The 21,204-nt window shown below is 61.0% G+C and carries 17 protein-coding genes and 1 tRNA gene; 8 read left to right on the top strand and 10 right to left on the bottom strand.

All coding sequences use genetic code 11. From position 1 onward, the window contains the following. Positions 1-4 precede the first annotated feature (4 nt). Both ACW9IN_RS12475 and recJ read left to right on the top strand, forming a co-directional pair. The gene (locus tag ACW9IN_RS12475) at positions 5-547 is read left to right on the top strand and encodes a YaeQ family protein (protein WP_457366154.1); all 543 of its coding nucleotides are present in this window, start codon (positions 5-7) and stop codon (positions 545-547) included. A 114-nt stretch (positions 548-661) separates the two neighbouring features. Then, complete coding sequence (gene recJ, locus ACW9IN_RS12480) at positions 662-2,371, top strand: single-stranded-DNA-specific exonuclease RecJ (protein ID WP_457366155.1); 1,710 nt, start codon at positions 662-664, stop codon at positions 2,369-2,371. Positions 2,372-2,447: 76 nt separating this feature from the next. On the opposite strand, the gene ACW9IN_RS12485 is transcribed toward recJ, so the two are convergent. The 3 genes from ACW9IN_RS12485 to ACW9IN_RS12495 form a co-directional block, all read right to left on the bottom strand. Further along, a complete protein-coding gene (locus ACW9IN_RS12485) occupies positions 2,448-3,734 on the bottom strand; it encodes a virulence factor family protein (RefSeq protein ID WP_457366156.1) in 1,287 nt (428 codons plus the stop codon). Further along, positions 3,734-6,376 carry a bifunctional lysylphosphatidylglycerol flippase/synthetase MprF gene (gene mprF / locus ACW9IN_RS12490; RefSeq protein WP_457366157.1) on the bottom strand — a complete coding sequence of 881 codons (2,643 nt, stop codon included), beginning with the start codon at positions 6,374-6,376 and terminating at the stop codon, positions 3,734-3,736. The genes ACW9IN_RS12485 and mprF overlap by 1 nt, the downstream gene beginning before the upstream one ends. Before the next feature lie 279 nt (positions 6,377-6,655). Continuing rightward, a tRNA-Met gene (locus ACW9IN_RS12495) sits at positions 6,656-6,732 on the bottom strand. Positions 6,733-7,009: 277 nt separating this feature from the next. Here ACW9IN_RS12495 and dinB point away from each other — a divergent pair. Next, positions 7,010-8,068, top strand: coding sequence for a DNA polymerase IV (gene dinB, locus ACW9IN_RS12500; protein WP_457366158.1), 1,059 nt, complete (start codon positions 7,010-7,012; stop codon positions 8,066-8,068). A 67-nt stretch (positions 8,069-8,135) separates the two neighbouring features. Here the strand turns inward: dinB and ACW9IN_RS12505 are convergent, their stop codons facing one another. The 4 genes from ACW9IN_RS12505 to ACW9IN_RS12520 form a co-directional block, all read right to left on the bottom strand. Then, positions 8,136-9,089, bottom strand: a complete 954-nt coding sequence (locus ACW9IN_RS12505; RefSeq protein ID WP_457366159.1) for a hypothetical protein — start codon at positions 9,087-9,089, stop codon at positions 8,136-8,138. 20 nt (positions 9,090-9,109) lie between these two features. Beyond that, positions 9,110-10,825 (bottom strand): proline--tRNA ligase, encoded by a 1,716-nt coding sequence (locus ACW9IN_RS12510; RefSeq protein ID WP_457366160.1) that lies wholly within the window; start codon positions 10,823-10,825, stop codon positions 9,110-9,112. Between the two features lie 194 nt (positions 10,826-11,019). Continuing rightward, a complete protein-coding gene (locus ACW9IN_RS12515; RefSeq protein ID WP_457366161.1) occupies positions 11,020-12,552 on the bottom strand; it encodes an AmpG family muropeptide MFS transporter in 1,533 nt (510 codons plus the stop codon). 43 nt (positions 12,553-12,595) lie between these two features. Continuing rightward, positions 12,596-12,910, bottom strand: a complete 315-nt coding sequence (locus ACW9IN_RS12520) for an MGMT family protein (protein WP_457366213.1) — start codon at positions 12,908-12,910, stop codon at positions 12,596-12,598. A gap of 201 nt (positions 12,911-13,111) precedes the next feature. On the opposite strand from ACW9IN_RS12520, the gene ACW9IN_RS12525 reads away from it, so the two are divergent. From ACW9IN_RS12525 to groL, 5 genes are all read left to right on the top strand, one after another. Next, positions 13,112-14,119 carry a DUF481 domain-containing protein gene (locus ACW9IN_RS12525; protein WP_457366162.1) on the top strand — a complete coding sequence of 336 codons (1,008 nt, stop codon included), beginning with the start codon at positions 13,112-13,114 and terminating at the stop codon, positions 14,117-14,119. Between the two features lie 106 nt (positions 14,120-14,225). Then, a complete protein-coding gene (locus ACW9IN_RS12530; RefSeq protein WP_457366163.1) occupies positions 14,226-14,957 on the top strand; it encodes a HugZ family pyridoxamine 5'-phosphate oxidase in 732 nt (243 codons plus the stop codon). 66 nt (positions 14,958-15,023) lie between these two features. After that, on the top strand, positions 15,024-15,500 hold the full coding sequence (locus ACW9IN_RS12535) for an FxsA family protein (protein ID WP_457366164.1): 477 nt from the start codon (positions 15,024-15,026) through the stop codon (positions 15,498-15,500). Between the two features lie 245 nt (positions 15,501-15,745). After that, on the top strand, positions 15,746-16,042 hold the full coding sequence (locus ACW9IN_RS12540; protein WP_457366165.1) for a co-chaperone GroES: 297 nt from the start codon (positions 15,746-15,748) through the stop codon (positions 16,040-16,042). Positions 16,043-16,092: 50 nt separating this feature from the next. Beyond that, positions 16,093-17,739, top strand: coding sequence for a chaperonin GroEL (gene groL / locus ACW9IN_RS12545; protein WP_457366166.1), 1,647 nt, complete (start codon positions 16,093-16,095; stop codon positions 17,737-17,739). A 75-nt stretch (positions 17,740-17,814) separates the two neighbouring features. On the opposite strand, the gene ACW9IN_RS12550 is transcribed toward groL, so the two are convergent. The 3 genes from ACW9IN_RS12550 to ACW9IN_RS12560 all read right to left on the bottom strand — a co-directional run bounded on the left by ACW9IN_RS12550 (position 17,815) and on the right by ACW9IN_RS12560 (position 20,973). Continuing rightward, positions 17,815-18,903, bottom strand: a complete 1,089-nt coding sequence (locus tag ACW9IN_RS12550; RefSeq protein WP_457366167.1) for a glycosyl hydrolase family 8 — start codon at positions 18,901-18,903, stop codon at positions 17,815-17,817. An 83-nt stretch (positions 18,904-18,986) separates the two neighbouring features. Then, complete coding sequence (locus ACW9IN_RS12555) at positions 18,987-20,285, bottom strand: sensor histidine kinase (RefSeq protein ID WP_457366168.1); 1,299 nt, start codon at positions 20,283-20,285, stop codon at positions 18,987-18,989. Next, entirely contained in the window at positions 20,275-20,973 is a 699-nt protein-coding gene (locus ACW9IN_RS12560; protein WP_457366214.1) for a response regulator transcription factor, read from the bottom strand. The genes ACW9IN_RS12555 and ACW9IN_RS12560 overlap by 11 nt, the downstream gene beginning before the upstream one ends. Positions 20,974-21,204: the final 231 nt, after the last annotated feature.

Raw genomic sequence — 21,204 nt, forward strand, 5'->3', positions numbered from 1 at the left:
GTTCATGGCCCAGCCGTCCACGACTTACAAATTCGAACTCAACCTCACCGACCTTGATCGCTCGGTGTACGAGAACGTCAAACAGACCATCGCCCGCCATCCTTCGGAAACCGAAGAGCGCATGACCGTGCGCCTGTTGGCCTACGCCCTCTGGTACAACGAGCAACTTTCGTTCGGGCGCGGCCTGTCGGATGTGGACGAACCAGCCCTGTGGGAAAAAAGCCTGGATGACCGAGTGTTGCACTGGATCGAAGTGGGCCAGCCCGACGCTGACCGCCTGACCTGGTGTTCGCGTCGCACCGAGCGTACCAGCCTGCTGGCCTACGGCAGCTTGCGCGTGTGGGAGGGCAAGGTGGTCCCGGTGGCAAACAACCTGAAAAACGTGCACATCGCCGCCGTGCCGCAGGAAGTCCTCGAGACCCTCGCCCAGGACATGCCCCGTGTGATCAAGTGGGACGTGATGATCAGCGAAGGCACAATGTTCGTCACCGATGACCGTGGCCAGCATGAAGTGCAGTTGCAATGGCTGGTCGGTGAGCGCGGCTGACTCTGCCGAAACAGGCTTATGTGGGAGCCGACAAGCCCGCTCCCACATTTGATTCAGGTTGTTTTCAGCAACGTTGTTTAACCGTTGTAATAGAAGAGAAGTTTCCGTCACCCCATGCGTATCGATCCTCGCCCATTACCTGCTGTTCTGCCCTTTCTCGGTGAAATGCCTCCACTGCTGACCCGACTCTACGCCGCACGCGGGGTGCAGTCCGAGGCGGAACTGGACAAGAGCCTGGCGCGGTTGATCCCTTATCAACAGCTCAAGGGCATCGATGCGGCCGTCGACCTGTTGGTGACGGCTTTGGAGCAGCGTCAGCGCATCCTGATCGTGGGTGACTTCGATGCGGACGGTGCCACCGCCAGCACCGTGGGTACCCTGGGCCTGCGCTTGCTGGGTGCGGCCCATGTCGATTACCTGGTGCCCAATCGCTTCGAGTACGGTTATGGCTTGACCCCGGAGATCGTCGCGGTAGCCCTGCAGCGCGAACCGCAGTTGCTGATCACCGTGGACAATGGCATTTCCAGCGTCGAAGGCGTGGCGGCGGCCAAGGCGGCGGGTTTGCGGGTGCTGGTCACTGACCACCACTTGCCGGGTGACGCGCTGCCGGCGGCGGACGCGATCGTCAACCCGAACCAGCCAGGCTGTGACTTTCCCAGCAAGGCCCTGGCCGGTGTGGGTGTGATCTTTTACGTGCTGATGGCGTTACGCGCGCGCTTGCGCAGTTTGGGCTGGTACGAAAACAAACCGCAGCCGAACATCGGCGAATTGCTTGATCTGGTGGCACTGGGCAGCGTCGCCGACGTGGTGCCCCTGGACGCCAACAACCGCATCCTGGTGCATCAGGGGCTGGAGCGTATTCGCGCCGGGCGCGCGCGGCCGGGGATCAAGGCGATTCTCGAAGTGGCCAAGCGCGACGCTGCGCGTATCACCTCCACGGACCTGGGGTTTATCCTCGGGCCACGCTTGAACGCCGCCGGTCGTCTCGATGACATGAGCCTGGGCATCGAATGCCTGCTCACGACCGATTTTGCGGCAGCGCGGGAAATGGCCGCACAACTGGACGGCATGAACCAGGACCGTAAATCCATTGAACAAGGTATGCAGCGCGAGGCCCTGGCCCAGCTCAAGGACTTGCCGGTGGAATCGATGCCATACGGTCTGTGCCTGTTCGACCCCGAGTGGCACCAGGGCGTGATCGGCATTCTGGCGTCGCGCATGAAAGAGCGGTACTTCCGGCCGACCATCGCCTTCGCCGATGCCGGTGATGGCCTGCTCAAGGGCTCAGGACGCTCTGTGCAGGGTTTTCATATCCGTGACGCCCTGGCGGTGGTCGCCAGCCAGCATCCCAATCTGATCGCCAAATACGGCGGTCACGCCATGGCGGCGGGCCTGACCCTGCCCGAGGCGAATTTTCCGCTGTTTGCCGAAGCCTTTGATGCCGAAGTGCGTCGGCAATTGCGGGAGGAAGATCTCACCGGGCGCCTGCTGTCCGACGGCACCCTGGCGGTGGAAGAGTTTCACCTGGAACTGGCCCGCGCGCTACGGCATGCAGGCCCGTGGGGGCAGCACTTCCCCGAGCCGGTGTTTCACGGTGTGTTCCAGTTGGTGGAGCAGCGGGTGGTGGGGGAGCGGCACCTCAAGGTGGTGCTCAAGACCGAATGCGGATCGGTGAAGCTGGACGGGATCGCTTTTGGCGTGGACCGCGAGGTTTGGCCGAACCCGACGGTGAAGTGGGTAGAGTTGGCCTACAAGCTGGATGTGAACGAGTTTCGCGGGAACGAGACGGTGCAGTTGATGATTGCCCACATCGAACCGCGCTAGATCTTACTGACACCGCAAAACAAATGTGGGAGCTGGCAAGCCAGCTCCCACATTTTGGTTTGTGTACAGCCAGGGGTTATTCGGCTTTGTCTTTGGCCTGGTGCTTTACGATGATATCCACCAATCGCTTGGCCAGCGCCGGGTAGTTCTCATCGAAGTGATGCCCGCCTGGCAGCTTCACGGTTTCGCCCACTGCGGTCTTGTCGGTGCAACCGCTCTCGTCGACTTCTTCGGCGCCATAGATGCACACCACTTTGTCAGCCGGCAGCTTGGCCATTTCCGGGCCGGTAGCGGCTTCCTTGCCGGCGTTGCCCAGCCAGCCTTCCACTTCGATTTCAAAGCTGCCGGTGCGGGCGAAGGCCAGCAGGATGATTGCGTCCACACGCTGCTGCTCGTTTTCCGGCAGGCGATTGTAGATGGCCGGGAGTACGTCGGCGCCGAACGAGTAGCCGGTCAGCACGAAGCGCTTGGTGCCCCATTTCTGCCGGTAGTGCTGCATCAGCTCCGTGAGGTCCTTGGCGCTCTGTTCCGGGGTCTTGTGCTGCCAGTAGTAGCGCAGGGTGTCGATACCGACCACCGGGTAGCCGATCTTGGCCATTTCGCCGGCTACGTCCCGGTCCAGGTCGCGCCAGCCGCCGTCACCGGAAAGGAACAGGGTCACGGTGTCCTTCGCCTGACCGGCCGGCACTTCGACCACCGGGATCGCCAGGCCGCCGTTGTCCGAGCCCACCAATTGCTTGCGCAGTTCGTTGTTCAGCACTTGCGGGTAATGAATGTCGTAGTCGCTGATGCTGGTGGTGGCGCGCGGTGTATCGCGTACGAAACTGGCGGCATCATCGTCAGGGTTGTCGTTCCATGCCACCAACCAGTTGCCGTGTGCCGAGGTTTTCGGCAACGGATCGTTGCAACCTTCCTGGGTCATGGCGAAGCCGACGGAAATGGCGTTGGCCTTGTCGTCGTTCTGTGCGGCGAGCCAGCGCCATGCGAGCGCAGCACCCGGGCCGATGCCGCTGACCAGTGTCGCCGGGCCCTTGAGCTGGCCAAGCGCGGTTTGCAGCGCTTGTTCCTGAAGCTTGCAGTCGTCCTTGGGCAGGATCACTTGAACGATCTGCGCCTTGCCGCCCTGGCTCAGGGCGATCAACTGGCTGTCGCTCAGGGTGGCGTCGGCCAGCACGGCCACGGCTACCCGGGCTTTCGGTGTGCCGGCAGGCGTCACGCGGGTCATGACCGAGCCGTCGGCCTGGGGCAGTTGCTCCAGGGTCGGCTGCGGGGCAGGGCGGTTCCAATACCAATAGCCACCGCCCAGGATCAGGGCGAGCAGCACAACAAAGGCCAATACATACCGCCAGGAGCGTCGAATCATCAGCGTTTCACCAATCCAGTCAAGCCGCCCGCGATCAGGGCGGCGGTATCGGCCAATGCCACCAGCGGATCAAGTCCTGCGGGCACGGCCATGTAACGGGGTTCCCAGTCGGGCTGGAATTTGTCTTTGAAGCGGCGCAAACCTTGGAAGTTATACAGTTGCTCGCCACGGCGGAACACCATCGAGCCCAGGCGTTGGGTCAGCGGAGCGCCACGTCGTGGTTGCAGGCCCGACAACGGCACCATGCCGAGGCTGAAGCGGGCGTAGCCATGACTCTTATAGTGTTGAATCAGGCCGACCATCATGAACTCCATGGTCAGCTTGGGCGCGTCCGGGTGGGCGCGCATCAGGTCGAGACTGGCCAGGTCATGGTTGTAGGTCTCGAGCAGGTTGGCGAAGGCCACCGGGCGCCCCTCGAAGCGAATGATCGCCATGCGAAAGTGCTTGAGGTAGTCATCGCTGAAACGTCCCAGGGAAAAGCCCTTTTCCCGTACGTTCTTGCCGGTCAGCCAGGCGTCGGAGATGACCTTGAGTTCTTCCATCGGCGCCATGCCCGGCTCATGGATCTCCAGGGAAAGGCCGTCCCGGGTGCCACGGTTCCAGGTATAGCGCAGGTCTTTCATCTCCTTGCCCTTGGCTTCCAGATCGAAGCGCTTCAGGTCGACCCGGGCTTCCTCGCCGAGCTTGATCGCCGTCAGGCCGATGTCCATGTAGTACGGCAGGTTCTCCGCCCGCACTTGGTAAAACACCGGGCGTGCATGGTGGATGTCACACAGGTCGCGGAACTGCCAGATCATCTCCGCCCGGGGCTGGGTCGGGCCGATAGGGTCATACAGCGCGACCAGGCTGCGCCCGCGGCGGGCGTACATCAGGAAGGCTTCATCGTTGGGATGGAACAGCAGCGCCTTGTCGCCGGTCAGTGCCAGGCCGCCATCGGGCTGGGACGAGGCCATCAGGATCTTGCTGGCGCGTTCCAGCTCATCCGCGGTCGGCAGGTGGATCACCGGACGAGCGGTGCGCAGCAGCCAGGTCAGCGAGACGACCACCAGCACCACGGCGGCGCCCAGCAGCGAGCGCAGGCCACGCGGGGCGTTGGCGTCGAGGGTGAACTGCCACCACAGCTGGTGGCTGTAGGGCACGTCTTGATAGGCGAACAGCAGCAGCCAGATCGAGGCGCCCAGCACACAAACGCTGGCCACCAGGTACAGCGGCGAAAACGGCAGCTCGGTCAGGCGGCTGGCGCGGTAGAACGAGCGACGGAAGATCGCCAGCAGGATCGCGGTCATGGTCATCAGGCTGGCTTCTTCCCAGTCGAAACCCTTGAGCAGCGAGAGCAGGGCGCCCACCAGCAGCAGGACCATGGTCAGCATCCAGGCAGCCGACAAGCGACGACGCAGGCCTTGGGCGAGCAACAGGCACAACACGCCGATCAGGCTGGCGCCGAAGTGGGAGGCGTCAATCAGGCGGTGGGGAATCAGGAAGCCGATGTTTTCCAGGCGTGAGTCGATTTCGGGCGTGGCGCCGGAAAACAGCAGGACCACGCCGGACAAAAAAACCAGTACGGCCAATACCGGCGCCGCCAGCCCTGATGCGACCCGCAGGCTTTGCTGGGTCTGGAACAGGCGCTGGGCTTCGTTGACCAGCAGGAACACGCAGGCAATCAACAGCGGCAGTACCACGTAGATCATGCGGTACAGCAACAGGGCCGCGGCCAGGGGCGCGGCACCGAGTTTGTCGGCGAAAGCGGCCAGCAGGATCGCTTCGAACACCCCGACACCGCCGGGTACATGGCTGAGCACGCCAGCGGCCAGGGCCAGCAGGTACACCAGCAGGAACGGGCCAAAGGGCGGCGCTTCCGGCAGCAGCATATAAAGGACGGTGGCGGCGGCAGCGACGTCCAGTGCGGTGATGATCAACTGCAGGAACGTCAGGCGCCGGCCGGGCAGGCGCAAGGTACGGCGTCCGGCCTTGACCAGCAGATTGTCCGGGTAGGGTTGTTCCGGCAGACGTCGACGGTAGATGCCGATGCACAGTATCGCCGACAGCAGCAGTACGGCACCGGCAATGCCACCCAGCAGGCCCTGGGGCAGGTTCAGTGCGAGGGAGGCAGCGGGCAGATTGCTCAGGGTCGCCAGTGCGGCGAGCGGTGGTAGCGCACAGCCCAGGGCCAGACTGGCGAACACGGTCATATGGGCCACTTCTGACGCCCCGATGCCGTGGCGCGCATAGAGACGGTAACGCACCGAGCCGCCCGAGAGCATCGACAGGCCAATGGCATTGCCGATGGCAAAGGCGGTGAAGCCCCCGAGGGCCAGGGTCTTGGCAGGCAGTTTTACCCCGGCATAGCGCGCGCCGGAAAACTCATAGCCCAGCAGAATGATGAAACCTGCAACAGAGGCTGCCAGTGCGCCGAGCAGGGCGGGCTTGGGCACTTCCAGGATGGAGTCGTGGAGGGCATAGAGGTCCAGCTCCAGCAACAGGTGTCGGCAGGCAACCAAGGCGATTGCAAACAGCAACAGGGTGACGGCCAGCCCGATGGGCTGACGGTATTTGCTCAACAGATCCAGCCAGCGCAAACGGGTGGGAGTGATCGGTTGTTCTGCTGTAACGGTGTCTTGTGGTTCAGACGAGTCGGCGCGCATCAATCACCTCGTGGATTGTGCGCGACAGGATGGAGGTATCCAGCCAAGTTACCAATCCCTATGGACAAAATAATTGCAAATATTAACGCGTATCACCGGGGGCGGCGACAGCGGCCATTGGTCGTAGAGGGTCGTGCCTGAGTACTGAGCATAGCCTGCAATGAGATGGACTCTACAAACCGTGTGCGGTTTCATGAAAGATGCCATGTCATTGTTTCAGAAGAACTTTTTCGACGGATACAAAAAAGGCCACTCTTTCGAGTGACCTTTTTTGATGTTTGGTTGCGGGAGCCGGATTTGAACCGACGACCTTCGGGTTATGAGCCCGACGAGCTACCAGGCTGCTCCATCCCGCGTCTGTGAGGCGGCATTCTACAGAGGAACGCAGGGGTGTCAACCGTTTATTTATGGAAAAGCGCTTCTGGTTCAATCGGTTAGCACCTGACGGCCTGCCGTTGAATCCCCACGGACCCAGACAGAGCAAGGGTTTCAGCTCTATCGCTGAGGCAAACTCGATTGAAAAAATGAATTCATCTACGAATTTTCCTACCGTTCAGACGGAAGATTCAAACTACTGGTGCTATATACAGGGGTGAGTGCGATACTGGCCACCCGTTGAACTGCACCCTTTATATGACGCAGCGCAAAATCATCCACGTCGACTGTGATTGCTTCTACGCCGCCATCGAGATGCGCGATGACCCGAGCCTGGCGCAGAAGCCTTTGGCGGTGGGCGGCTCGGCGGATCGCCGTGGGGTGATCGCCACTTGCAACTACGAGGCACGGGCGTACGGGGTGCGTTCGGCCATGTCGTCACGGCATGCCTTGAAGCTGTGCCCGGACCTGACCATCGTCAAACCGCGCATGGACGCTTATAAGGAAGCGTCGAAGGAAATCCAGACGATCTTTCGTGACTACACCGACCTGATCGAGCCGTTGTCGCTGGACGAGGCCTATCTGGATGTTTCCGACAGCCCGCACTTCGGCGGCAGCGCCACACGCATCGCCCAGGACATTCGTCGCCGGGTTTCCAACCAACTGCATATCACCGTGTCTGCGGGCGTGGCACCGAACAAGTTTCTGGCCAAGATCGCCAGCGACTGGAAAAAGCCCAATGGCCTGTTCGTGATCACGCCGGACCAGGTGGAGGATTTTGTTTCGATGCTGCCAGTGAGCAAGCTGCACGGCGTGGGCAAGGTCACCGCCGACAAGTTGGCGCGCCTGGGAATTGAAGACTGCCTGCAATTGCGTGAATGGAACAAGTTGGCGCTGGTGCGGGAGTTCGGCAGCTTTGGCGAACGGCTCTGGAGCCTTGCCCGTGGGATCGATGAGCGCCTGGTACACAACGACAGTCGACGGCAGTCCATCAGCGTGGAAAACACCTACGACGTGGATTTGCCGGACCTCTCAAGCTGCCTGGCAAAACTACCCGAACTGATGGAAACCCTCGCCGGACGTATGGCGCGCATCGACAGCAGTTATCGCGCAGGCAAACCGTTCGTCAAAGTGAAGTTTCATGACTTTACCCAAACGACGCTGGAGCAGGCGGGGGCCGGGCGGGATCTGGAGAGTTATCAACAGTTGCTGACGCAGGCGTTCAATCGGGGTGGGAAGCCGGTGAGATTGCTGGGCATTGGCGTGCGCTTGCTCGATCTCAGCAGCGGCAACGAACAACTCGAGTTCTCCTGGTAGAAACCGTATAAAAATGTGGGAGCTGGCAAGCCAGCTCCCACATTTGACCAGCAACGTTTCTGAGGTTTCAGCGAGCGCCCGGATCTGCCACCAGCCGACCCGCATCCTTGGTCAATGCCTGCAGAAATTCCTGCTGCAACTCGGGATCGTTGCGCGTCAGCTCGATCAGGCTTTGTTCCAACTCGCTGGCTTCTTCTTCCAGGCCCAGCTCCGACAGGCGTTTGACCCGGTGCACCCACTGGTTCACCTCGTCATCTTCCAGGTCGTCGTAGATCAGGCCATGGGCCTCCAGCAGCTTGCCGCGCAGGGTGCTGCTGATGGCCAGGGACGAGTCCGAATGCACGTCGTCCTGCCCGTCTTCGACGCTGATCTTCAAGGTGGTGACGCGGTTCAGGTCCTGCTCTGCGAAGGGGCTGTCCAACAGGTTCAGGCGCAGCACGCCGTTGCGGTCGGTGGTCAGCTCATGGATCTGCTTGCCGGCGGTGACCTGTACCGGCCGTTCGCTCCAGGGCAGGCTTGAGTACTCCACGCGTTTGTCACGCTGGACTTCATCGATACCGGCCAGATTCTGTTGCGCACGGCCATGGGATTGCACGTTCATGAACGGGTTGATGCCGTCCACGCCGTAGGAGAGCCAGTCACGCGTCATGCTGGTGGGCAGGTTGCCGAGGGCGAAGATATTCGCCACGTTGGCGCCCGCGCCCGCCACCAGGGCAACCACCCCCAGGGGCATCTCATAGAGTTTGCGCCAGGGTTGGTAAGGGGTGTAGCGATCGTAGCGACGAGTGACTTCGAACTCGGTGACCTCGAAGGTCTTCTGTTCGTGGATGCGAACCCGGCGTTGCGGCAGTTCCAGCACTTTGGGCTCGCCTACATCGATCTGCAGGCTGTGGTCGAGCAACTTGCGCTCGACCCGCTCCTCGTGTTCGCTGCGTTGCGACATCTGGTTGGCACAGCCGCTGACCAGCAGGGCGCCGCACAAGGCGGCGCCCCCCAGGGCTTTGGTGTTTCGCTTGAACATGACTTCTCTTGATCTGGTTTTCAGCGACGAATACGCGCCTGAAGGAAAGACAGCACGTCAGCCACCGGCAACGGTTGGGCTTCGGCTTCGGTCCGGCTCTTGTATTCCAGATTGCCATCGGCCAGGCCGCGGTCACTGACCACGATACGGTGAGGGATACCAATCAGTTCCATGTCGGCGAACTTGATGCCCGGGCTGGTTTTCTTGTCCCGGTCGTCCAGCAGCACTTCAAAACCGGCTGCCGTCAGTTCGGCATACAGTTTGTCGGTGGCTTCGCGCACTTGCTCGTTGTCGTAGCGCAGCGGTACCAGGGCGATCTGGAACGGCGCCAGGGCGTCGCTCCAGATGATGCCTTTCTCGTCGTTGTTCTGCTCGATGGCAGCCGCGACCACGCGGGACACGCCAATGCCGTAGCAACCCATTTGCAGGGTGATCGGCTTGCCGTTTTCGCCCAGTACTTCGCACTTCATCGCCTGGCTGTACTTGTCGCCCAGCTGGAAGATGTGCCCGACTTCGATGCCGCGCTTGATTTCCAGCGTGCCCTTGCCGTCCGGGCTTGGGTCACCGGCCACGACGTTACGCAGGTCGGCGACGGTCGGAACCGGCAGGTCGCGCTCCCAGTTGACGCCAAAGTAGTGCTTGTCGTCGATGTTCGCGCCGATACCGAAGTCGCTCATCAGTTCGACCGAACGGTCGATGATGATCGGCAGCGGCAGGTTCAGTGGACCGAGCGAACCGGCACCGGCACCAATGGCGTCGCGCAGTTCGGCATCGGTGGCCATGACCAGCGGGCTGGCCACGCCAGGTTGCTGGGCAGCCTTGATTTCGTTGAGCTCGTGGTCGCCACGGATCACCAGGGCGATCAGCTTGCCTTCTTCTTCGGCGCGCACGATCAGGGTCTTGATGGTCTTTTCAATCGGCAGATTGAACTTCTCCACCAGGGCCGCGATGGTTTTGGTGTCCGGGGTGTCCACCAGGCGCAGCTCTTCGGCAGGTGCCGCGCGGGAGGTTTCCCGTGGCACGGCTTCGGCTTTCTCGATGTTCGCCGCGTAGTCGGAGCCGTTGCTGAAGACGATATCGTCTTCGCCGGATTCGGCCAGCACATGGAACTCGTGGGAGCCGGCGCCGCCGATGGAGCCGTTGTCCGCTTCAACCGGGCGGAATTTCAGGCCCAGGCGCGTGAACACGTTGCAGTAGGCGGTGTGCATGCGGTCGTAGGTGACCTGCAGGGACGCCTGGTCGGCGTGGAACGAGTAAGCGTCCTTCATGATGAATTCGCGGCCGCGCATCAAGCCGAAGCGTGGGCGAATTTCGTCACGGAACTTGGTCTGGATCTGATACAGGTTCAGCGGCAGCTGCTTGTAGCTGCTCAGCTCGTTGCGCATCAGGTCGGTGATCACTTCTTCGTGGGTCGGGCCGGCGCAGAAGTCGCGGCCATGACGGTCCTTGAAGCGCAGCAATTCAGGGCCGTACTCTTCCCAGCGCCCGGATTCCTGCCACAGTTCAGCCGGTTGGGTGCTCGGCATCAACACTTCCAGAGAGCCGGCAGCGTTCATTTCTTCACGAACGATGGCTTCGACCTTACGCATTACCTTGAGGCCCATGGGCAGCCAGGTGTACAGGCCGGAGGCCAGTTTGCGGATCATGCCGGCGCGCAGCATCAACTGATGGCTGATCACGACCGCGTCGGAAGGCGTTTCTTTCTGTGTGGCGAGCAAATATTGACTGGTACGCATGGTAGGCCGTTGTCGGTTGCTTGGACTTGAAATGACTTGGGATTGTACGGGCGGTTGCCGTCGGAGTACAGGCGTGAGGTCGTGGGGTGTTTTTGTGGGAGCTGGCTTGCCTGCGATGGGGTCACCGTGGTGTTTCAGATACACCACGTCGTCTGCATCGCAGGCAAGCCAGCTCCCACATTGATCGAGGCGTGTCAGTCAACCTGGGGCGGATTCAACTTCGCCCGCCGATGCTCCTGAAACCAATGCAGTGCAATCAGGAACAACGTCGGCACACCCAGCAGGCAGGTGATCAGGAAGAAGTTGTGATAGCCGAACTTTTCCACCATGACCCCCGAATATCCGCCGATCAGGCGCGGCAGCAACAGCATGATCGAACTGAGCAGGGCGTATTGGGTGGCGGAGAACTTGAGGTTGGTCAGGCTTGAGAGGTAAGCCACGAAGGCCGAGGTGGCCAGGCCCGAGCTGAAGTTGTCCAGGGAAATGGTGAAGATCAGCATCTGCAGATCCGGGCCCATGTCGGCGAGCATCACGAACAGCAGGTTGGTGCCGGCTGAGGCCACGCCGCCGATGAACAGGATCGGCAGGATGCCGAAGCGCACGATCAGCAGGCCGCCCATGCCGGCGCCGAGCAGGGTCATGATCAGGCCGAAGATCTTGCTGACCCCGGCGATCTGGTCCTTGGTAAAACCCTGGTCGATGTAAAACACGTTGGCCATCACGCCCATGACCGTGTCGGACATGCGGTAGCTCGCGATCAGTCCCAGCAGCAGCAGCGCCTGCCAGCGATAGCGCAGGATAAAATCGTTGACCGGCGTGAGCACCGGCGCCAGCCCGCGACGGCCCATGGCCGACAGGCACAGGCTGGTGAGGGTGATGTAGAGAATGGCGCGCAGGAAGGCGCGGTCTTCCATCAGCAGTTCCCACAGGCTGACGCCGTGGAACAACACGCTGGCGAAATCGGTGTTGTACAGCTGGGTAAAGGTCGCCGGTACCGACACCAGCAGCACGATCAGCACGAAGACCGAGACCAATTGGTGGAGGAAGCTGTAGCGCCCTGCCTGCAACTGGGTGCGCAGCGGCACATTGGGTTCACGCATGAACAGGGTGGTCAGCAGGGCTGGCACCATGAGTACGCCGAACAGCACGTAGGTGCCGGTCCAGGCCGAGTGTTTATAGTTGAAACCGGTGGAACCGAAACCCTCGGCGAAAAACAGCGCACCGGCGGTAGCCAGCAGGGCTGCGATGCGATAACCGGACATATAGCTGGCGGCGAGGGCGGCCTGGCGGCTGTCATCGGCGATTTCCAGGCGGTAGGCGTCGACGGCGATGTCCTGGGTAGCGGACGCGAAGGCGACGATAACGGCAATGGCGATCAGCCAGGAGAGGTGTTTCTGCGGGTCGCAGAAGCCCATGCCGATCAACCCGAGAATCACAAGCGACTGGGCGAGCACCAACCAGGAGCGGCGACGCCCAAGTTTACCGAGCAGCGGCAGGCGCCATTGGTCGAGCAGCGGCGACCAGACCCACTTGAAGGCATATGCCAGGCCAATCAGGCTGGCATAACCGATGGTTTCGCGGGCCACACCCGCCTCGCGCAACCACACCGAAAGCGTCGAGAACACCAACATATAAGGCAGGCCGGCGGCAAAGCCGAGCAACAACAGCACTAACGTCGAGGGGCTGGCATAAGCGGCGAGCGCGGCGCGCCAGGTTTTACGGGGCATGGGCTGGAGTCTGCCTCAGATTTACGGAAACAAAGCGCGCACTCTAACCGCTGTGCTCTACCGGGCGCCAGCCATGACGCCGAATATCCACACGATTGTTCCGTACTGTCACGCCTTCACTGCGCAAGCGCGCGCGTTGCTCGTCCCCCGAAACCGTGCCCACGGGCAGGCTTATCCGACCGCCGGCACCCAGCACCCGGTGCCAGGGCAGTCGGGTGTCCTCGGGCAACTGGCTCAAGGTACGTCCCACCCAGCGCGCCGCGCGGCCCAGACCGGCAAGTTGGGCCAGCTCGCCATAACTCACCACGCACCCCTCGGGCACTTGGGCCAATGTCAGGTACAACGCCGTGCGGCGCATCTCGGCGGGGCTTTGCGGGGTTTCTGCTGATGGGTTCACTGTGGGGCATCCGTCTGAAACGTCGGCATTTTTGTAAGAAACGTCTGTAAGCATCGTAATGAAAGGGGAACTCAACCCTAATCCTTGAGTCAGTCCTTCCTGAGGCGCCATCTAACACGATAATGCCTTCTTTTTTGTCAAACTCGAGCCCCGAATCTGCTTATGTTGTCCAGAACCCTGCTGTGCTTCGCTGTGTTCAGCGCCTCCACGCCCTTGCTTGCCGATACCGTCTGGTTGAAGAACGGTGACCGCCTGACCGGCAAGATCAAGGTCTTCGACGGCGGCAAGCTGTTGGTCCAGACCGACTACGCGGGTGCCATTCCCATCGACTGGAAGCAGGTGAAAACGTTGGAAAGCGACCAGGAACTGCTGGTCAAGCAGGATGCGTACACGGGCGAGAAGGCCAAGTCCCTCAAAGCCGCGGAGGATGGCAAGGTGGTGCTGGCCAATGGCGAGGCGCCCAAGACCGTCGAGCTGGCGAGCATCCAGCAGATCATCAAGCCAAAACCGGTGATCGAAGACCTGGTATGGAAGGGTAACGTCGACCTGGCGCTGGACTATAAACGCGCCGAAAAAGACACCAACGACTACGACATCGACTTCAAGACCACCGCCCGTCATGGCCAATGGCGTCACACTGGCCAGGGTGAATACAACCGTGAGTTCCAGGACGATGTCACCACCACCGACAACTGGGCCCTGGAATACGACCTGGACCGGTTCCTCACCGAACACTGGTTCTGGCAGGGCCGCTTGACCTACAAACGCGACAAGGTGGAAGACCTGTCACGTCAGCGCACCGTGGGTACCGGTCCCGGCTACCAGTTCTGGGATGATGAGCTGGGCGCGTTCTCCCTCGGTTCGCTGGTCAACCGTACCGATTACGAATACTCCGACGGCGGCAAGGAAAACTTCTACTCCGTAGCCATGAAGTGGAACTACAACCGCTACCTGGTGGGCAAGACCGTCGAGTTCTTCACCACCGGTGAACTGGGCAAACCCATTGGCGGCTCCGTCGACTATTCCCTCGATGCGGAGATGGGCCTGCGCTACAAAGTCACCGAATGGGCCTCGCTCAACCTCAAGGCCGAGCGCGACATTATCAGTGGCGACTCGGACAGCAGCTTGAGCAAGACCCGTTACACCGCGGGCTTTGGCGTGGCCTGGTAACCAGGCCGGATAAAACGCGCTTGGCAACCCTCACCGATATTGATTACCTTGTGTTGAGATCCATTCCCATATGCCATGGGCGGCTGAACACCCGAGGAGTCACAGGTTGAGCACACAGGTTGCCAAGAACGCCCGAGAGCTGTTGCTCAAGGAATACCGTGGGGCGCTGTCCACATTGTCCAAAGCCATGCCCGGCTTTCCTTTCGGCTCGGTCGTGCCCTATTGCCTGGACGATCAAGGCCGCCCTCTGATTCTGATCAGCCGCATTGCCCAGCACACCCATAACCTGCTGAAAGACCCCAAGTGTTCACTGCTGGTGGGGGAGCGCGAGGCGGATGATGTGCAGGCGGTGGGGCGGCTGACCTACCTGGCCGAGGCCGAAAAGCTGGAAGAAGCGGCAGCCATCGAGGCGGCCGCCGAGCGCTATTACCGTTATTTCCCGGAGTCGGCCAACTACCACAAGGCCCACGATTTTGATTTCTGGGTGCTCAAGCCGGTGCGCCACCGTTATATCGGCGGGTTTGGAGCGATCCATTGGGTCGACCAACTGACCCTGGCCAACCCCTTCGCCGGCAAGGCCGAGCTGAGCATGGTCGAGCACATGAACAGCGACCACGCCAAGGCCATCGCCCATTACGTCGACCTGGCCGGCCTGCCAACCCGCGAGGCGGCACAACTGGCGGGCATTGACAGTGAAGGCATGCACCTGCGTATTGGCCAGGCGCTGCACTGGCTACCGTTTGCAGAGCCTTGCAACACGCCGACACAAGTGCGCGAAGCCCTGGTTTCATTGGCCCGCGCCGAGGTCTGGCCGAAAAAAGCGTCTGCCGACGCTTGAATTCACGAAACGGCGACGTCATCTAAGGTGGACTGGCAAGGCATTCTTGCGTTGAGGAACCATTTGATGCGCCCTTTTTTGTTGCTCTTTCTGCTGTTCCCGGTGTTGGAGCTGTTCGTATTCGTTCAAGTCAGCGGTGCGATCGGGTTTTTCCCGGCCCTGTTGCTGATCATTCTCGGCTCGATGCTCGGCGTGCTGGTGCTGCGCGTCGCCGGCCTGGCCACGGCGCTGCGAGCCCGTGAGAGCCTGAACCGCGGCGAATTGCCCGCACAGACCATGCTTGAAGGCCTGATGATGGCCCTGGCCGGCGGCTTGCTGATCTTGCCGGGCTTCATCAGCGATGTGGTCGGCCTGGTCATGCTGCTGCCGTTCACCCGCAAACTGCTGGCCGGCAAGATGCGCCAACGCGCCGAAGAGGCCGCTATCCGTCAGCGCGCGTTCGCCGACGACCTGCAACCCCGGGGTGGCCCGGCTCCGCGCCAGCCCCTGGAGCGCGAAGGCGATGTGATCGAAGGCGAGTTCGAACACCGCGACAGCAAATAATCGCTGCATTGGCACGGCACCTCGAGGTGCCGTGTTGCTTTTACCCCCATACGCTACAAAAAAATCTGCCGGGCCCCCTTGTAATAAGCTTATGCGCCCTTATGTATCGGTCACCGCAAGGTTTCTGGTGGCGACACCGAACAGACTTCCGCGTTTCGCTCGGCGAACCGCGACCGGCACAGCCGGATAACAACCCGCCGGTAATGACTCCGGCCGATGAAAAACACAATTAGGAGAGATCGACAATGAGCAAGCTTCGTCCTCTGCACGACCGCGTCGTTATCAAGCGCAGCGAAGAAGAAAAGAAAACCGCCGGCGGGATCGTTCTGCCAGGTTCGGCTGCTGAAAAAGCCAACCACGGTGTGATCGTCGCTGCCGGCCCGGGCAAAACCCTGAAAAACGGTGAAGTGCGTGCTCTGGCCGTCAAAGTCGGTGACAAGGTTGTATTCGGCCCTTACTCCGGCAGCAACACCGTGAAAGTTGACGGCGAAGACCTGCTGGTCATGGCTGAGAACGAGATTCTCGCTGTACTGGAAGGCTGATTTCCCCGCTCATTTTGCCGTTACTCCAAAGTATTTAAGGATTATCGATCATGGCTGCTAAAGACGTTAAATTCGGCGATTCCGCCCGCAAGAAAATGCTCGTTGGTGTCAACGTTCTGGCTGACGCAGTAAAAGCGACCCTGGGCCCGAAAGGCCGTAACGTGATCATCGAGAAGAGCTTCGGCGCTCCGACCATCACCAAGGACGGCGTTTCCGTCGCCAAAGAAATCGAACTGGAAGACCGTTTCGAAAACATGGGCGCGCAGCTGGTCAAAGACGTTGCCTCCCGTGCCAACGATGACGCCGGCGACGGTACCACCACCGCCACCGTTCTGGCCCAGTCGATCGTCAACGAAGGCCTGAAAGCCGTCGCTGCCGGCATGAACCCGATGGACCTCAAGCGCGGCATCGACAAGGCCACCCTGGCCATCGTCAAAGAGCTGAAAAACCTGTCCAAGCCTTGCGCTGACAGCAAGGCCATCGCGCAGGTCGGCACCATTTCCGCCAACTCCGACAACTCCATCGGCGACATCATTGCCGAAGCCATGGAAAAAGTCGGCAAGGAAGGCGTGATCACCGTTGAAGAAGGCACTGGCCTGGAAAACGAACTGTCGGTCGTTGAAGGCATGCAGTTCGACCGTGGCTACCTGTCCCCGTACTTCGTCAACAAGCCAGACACCATGGTTGCCGAGCTGGACAGCCCGCTGATCCTGCTGGTCGACAAAAAGATCTCCAACATCCGCGAAATGCTGCCTGTGCTGGAAGCGGTTGCCAAAGCTGGCCGCCCACTGCTGATCGTCGCTGAAGACGTTGAAGGCGAAGCCCTGGCAACGCTGGTTGTGAACAACATGCGTGGCATCGTCAAAGTTGCCGCCGTCAAGGCCCCAGGCTTCGGCGACCGTCGCAAGGCCATGCTGCAGGACATCGCCGTTCTGACCGGCGGTACCGTCATCTCCGAAGAGATCGGCCTGAGCCTGGAAAGCGCTACCCTGGAAAACCTGGGCAGCGCCAAGCGTGTAACCCTGTCCAAGGAAAACACCATCATCGTTGACGGTGCTGGCGTTCAAGTCGACATCGAAGGCCGTATCGCTCAGATCCGTGCCCAGGTTGCCGAGACTTCCTCGGACTACGACCGTGAAAAACTGCAAGAGCGTCTGGCCAAGCTGTCCGGCGGCGTTGCAGTGATCAAGGTGGGTGCGGGTTCCGAAGTTGAAATGAAAGAGAAGAAAGCCCGCGTTGAAGACGCCCTGCACGCTACCCGTGCAGCCGTTGAAGAAGGCGTGGTGCCTGGCGGTGGCGTTGCGCTGATCCGTGCTCTGTCTTCCATCAAGGAACTGAAAGGCGACAACGCCGATCAGAACGTCGGTATCGCTGTGCTGCGTCGCGCTGTTGAAGCACCGCTGCGTCAGATCGCTGCCAACAGTGGCGACGAGCCAAGCGTTGTCGTCAACGAAGTCAAGAACGGCCAAGGTAACTTCGGTTACAACGCCGCGACCGGCGAATACGGCGACATGATCGAAATGGGCATCCTGGACCCAACCAAGGTGACCCGTTCTGCACTGCAGGCAGCTGCTTCGGTTGCCAGCTTGCTGATCACCTCCGAAGTCGGAATCGTTGAAGCACCGAAGAAAGATGCTCCAGCTGGCGGCGGCATGCCAGACATGGGCGGCATGGGTGGCATGGGCGGCATGATGTAAGCCAGCCTTACCCCTGTACTGAAAAACCCCGCCTGCAGCGATGCAGGCGGGGTTTTTTTATGCGCCTTGAACCGTTCAGCCGAGCGGCCCACGCCGCAGCAGCTTCTTGAAAGTCATACCGCGAGCCAGCATCAGTGGGGTGGTGGTGCGAGCCCAATGATTGAATGTGGTCAGGGTGTGCAGGGCCCTGGTGTCCCCGTACATCAGGTAATCCAGGCCGATGCGCCAAGGGTAGCGGGCGGCATTCCACGCGTAGTCACCATCATGTTTGTCTTCCAGCAGTTCGGCGCGTGCAGGCGTGGGGCCAGTGGCGAGGAGGCTGATGAAGTCCGGTACCAGTGCGCTGTCGGGCGTGTAGCGCTGGGTGAAGGTATCGATGATCGAATAGGTTTTGTCGCGCACCGCTCGCCAGCGCTTGTCGCCGGTCATTTCATAAAAGCTGTAGAGGTGCGATTGCATGAAGTCCGAAGTGCGTGTGGTGTATTCCAGCTCAAGGTCACCGTCCATTCCCGCCCAGTCGCCGAGCATCAAGTGATGGGTGCGTGGGTGCACTTCGTGTTTGAGGATGGCGGCCAGCACACTGTTGGCATGGCGTCGATAGTCGATCGCGCCGTCGCTGCCCCAGGTCTTGTCCGCCAGCAACAAGGCGTAAGCGATGTCCAGATCGGCGTCCGTGGCACTGGCTTCGCCACGGAAGCGGCCCGTGGCGTTGGTGCACCCTTTTACCTGGTTCCAGGCCATCAACCCCGGGTCTGACTTGGCCGGGTGATCCTCGAAGTAGCGCACCATGCCATCGAAGACTTTCCGGGCGTCGGGGTCTTCGCCCGCCATCATCACGCTGAGCAACATGCCGTAGCCATGGGCTTCGGAAACGGTGATGGTTTCGGGGGCGCTGCCCCCGCCGACTGGCTTGCCATCGGCGTTGACTTTGACGAAATATCGGCCGTCGCCGCATTCGGTGGACAGGTAAAGCGCCTTCCATGCGCGATAAAACATGAGCAGTTGATGGTCCATGATCACCTGGGAAAGGTGATTGGGCCTGATCGAACCAGGGTAATACGGCGTGGCCTGGCTAAACGCCGAAGCCGGGCCTGCGAGTAATGCGCCGGCAGCGATGCTCAGCGACAGTACCAGCCCTGACAAAGGCTGCTTCGAGGGACGCATGGGTGGGCTCTCCAACCTGAAATTCAGCTGGGGAGGTTACGAGCAGCTCAGGCGCCTGGCTGTCACAGGCTGTAACACGCAGCCTAGGAGGGGCGCAGCGGCAGGACCAGGCTCATGCGTGCGCCGCCCAGGGGGCTGCGGCTGACCGACAGTTCGCCACGGTGCCACTGGGTGGCGCGTTTGGCCAACGCCAAGCCCAGGCCGAAGCCGCCGGGCTCGTCGCCACCCTGGGAGAGTCGCACAAAGGGCTCGAAGATTTTTTCGCGGTTCTCTGCCAGCACCCCGGGGCCGTCGTCGTCCACATGCAGCACCAGATGCTGTTCACCCTGATAACTGGCGCTGACGCACACCTGATCGCGGGCGTAGGTGATGGCATTGCTCAGCAAGTTACGCACAATCAGGTGAAGCAGCGCGCGGTCGCCGATCAGTTCCAGGTGCGCGGGTTCGGTGTCCAGGCTCAGCCGTCGATGATGCCCGTCCAGCAGGGCAAACTCCTGATACAGCCAGTCGCGCAGGTTGATCGGTTCGTGGTGCAGGTCGGCAGGCGCACTGGCCAGCCGTGCAAAGGCCAGGCTGGCGCGCACCAGGGCTTCAAGTTCTTCGACGTCGGTTTGCAGGCGCTCCTGCAAGCGGGTGCGAGTGGCCAGATCCTCGCTTTTTCCCAATAGCGTCAGGGCAAAACGCATGCGTGCCAGGGGCGTGCGCAGTTCGTGGGACACTGCCTGGGAGACTTCTCGATGGCGATCGTTCATGGCGCTGATCGCCTGGGCATGCTGTTGCAAGGTCACCAGCAACGGCGTCCATTCCTTGTCCAAGGGCGGTAGCAAAGCATTGGGCGCGTGCGCCAGGGTCGCCAGGCATTGGTTGAGCGCCGCGAGATCGGTGCGCCGTTTGAGATGTGAGCGTGCGGCGGCCCACATCAGCATCACCAGGGGCAGGCTTGCCACGGCTGCCGTCACCCAATAGACAGGCAGTTGCACCAGGTCCTTGGCGGTGGCCGTACTCCACATCGGGCCGAACTGGATCAAGGTTTCATCGTCCAGCGGAAAATAGGTGGTGTCTTCATCGCTGTTCTGCGCCGGCTGCTGGTGCTTGAGCATCACCAACGCTTCCGGTGGCAGCTCGAGGTCTTCCATCGCCACCAGCGTCAACGGGTACTGGAAGCGCGTACGCAGCGCTTCCATGTGGGTTTCGCGTTCCTCGGGCGGCAGGTCCCTGATCTCCTGCGCCACCAGATATGCCGGCCCGGCCATCAAGCGCAAAAAGCTGTAGTCGCCGATATACACCGCCGCGTTGGCGCACAGCCACAGCAGATAAAACGTCACACCCGCCCAGGCAACACCTGTCACGCCGGCCATCCATGGGCGCACCTTACTCAACATGTGCGGCTCCCTGGGGGATTTCGACGAACAGGTAGCCTTGGGCAGTGATGGTCTGGATGGTCACCGGGCATGCCAGGCTCATCAGTTTTTTGCGCAGGCGTGACACGCGCATATCGATGGAGCGGTTGAGCCCGTCGTAGGCCAGGCCGCGCAGACTTTGCAGGAGTTTTTCCCGGGTGAGCAGTACACCCCGGTGGCGGGCGAAGATCGCCAGCAGTTCGAACTCGGCAACCGAGAACTGCAACGGGGTTTCGTCGAGCCAGGCCAGATGGCTGTCGAGTTCCAGCTTGAAGCCGCCCCACTGATACACCGTTCGCGGTGCCTGCGGGTGGCGGCGCAACAACGAACGGATCCGTGCCAGCAACAGCAATGGGTCGACGGGTTTGACCACGTAGTCGTCGGCCCCGAGGTTGAACCCGGTGAGCTGTTCGGCGTTTTCATCCAGCGCCGTCATCATCAGGATCAACCCGGGGTAGCTGTCGCGAATCTGCCGGCACAGGGTGAAACCGTCGATGCCCGGCAGCATCACATCCAGGATCAGCAGCGCCGGCTGTTCGTCGCGGATACGCTGGGCGGCGCGATCACCACGGTGCTCCACCGCAACGGTAAAACCTTCGGCACGCAGGAACTCGGCCGTCAGCGCGGCCAAAGGGCGGTCATCTTCAATCAGTAGCAGGGTTTCAGGCATGAACGAAGCGTCGTTGCCGGAGGAAGGGCGCAAGTGTCACGCGCTTGCCCGGGGCGAGGCAAGCGCCGTGTGTTTGGAGTGAATGTTCGCGCGTGCGCTGTCGTCAGGGTGTGAAGCTATAGTGAAAATCTCGTCAATTTCGAAAGTTGGTTGAAAATACTTATCGGCAAGCCGCACAGGTCTATCCCTGAGCCACACTTGCCCTTAAGCTGCGCGAGCCATCACAGCCGT

The sequence above is a fragment of the Pseudomonas sp. SDO5271_S396 genome (assembly GCF_054071795.1).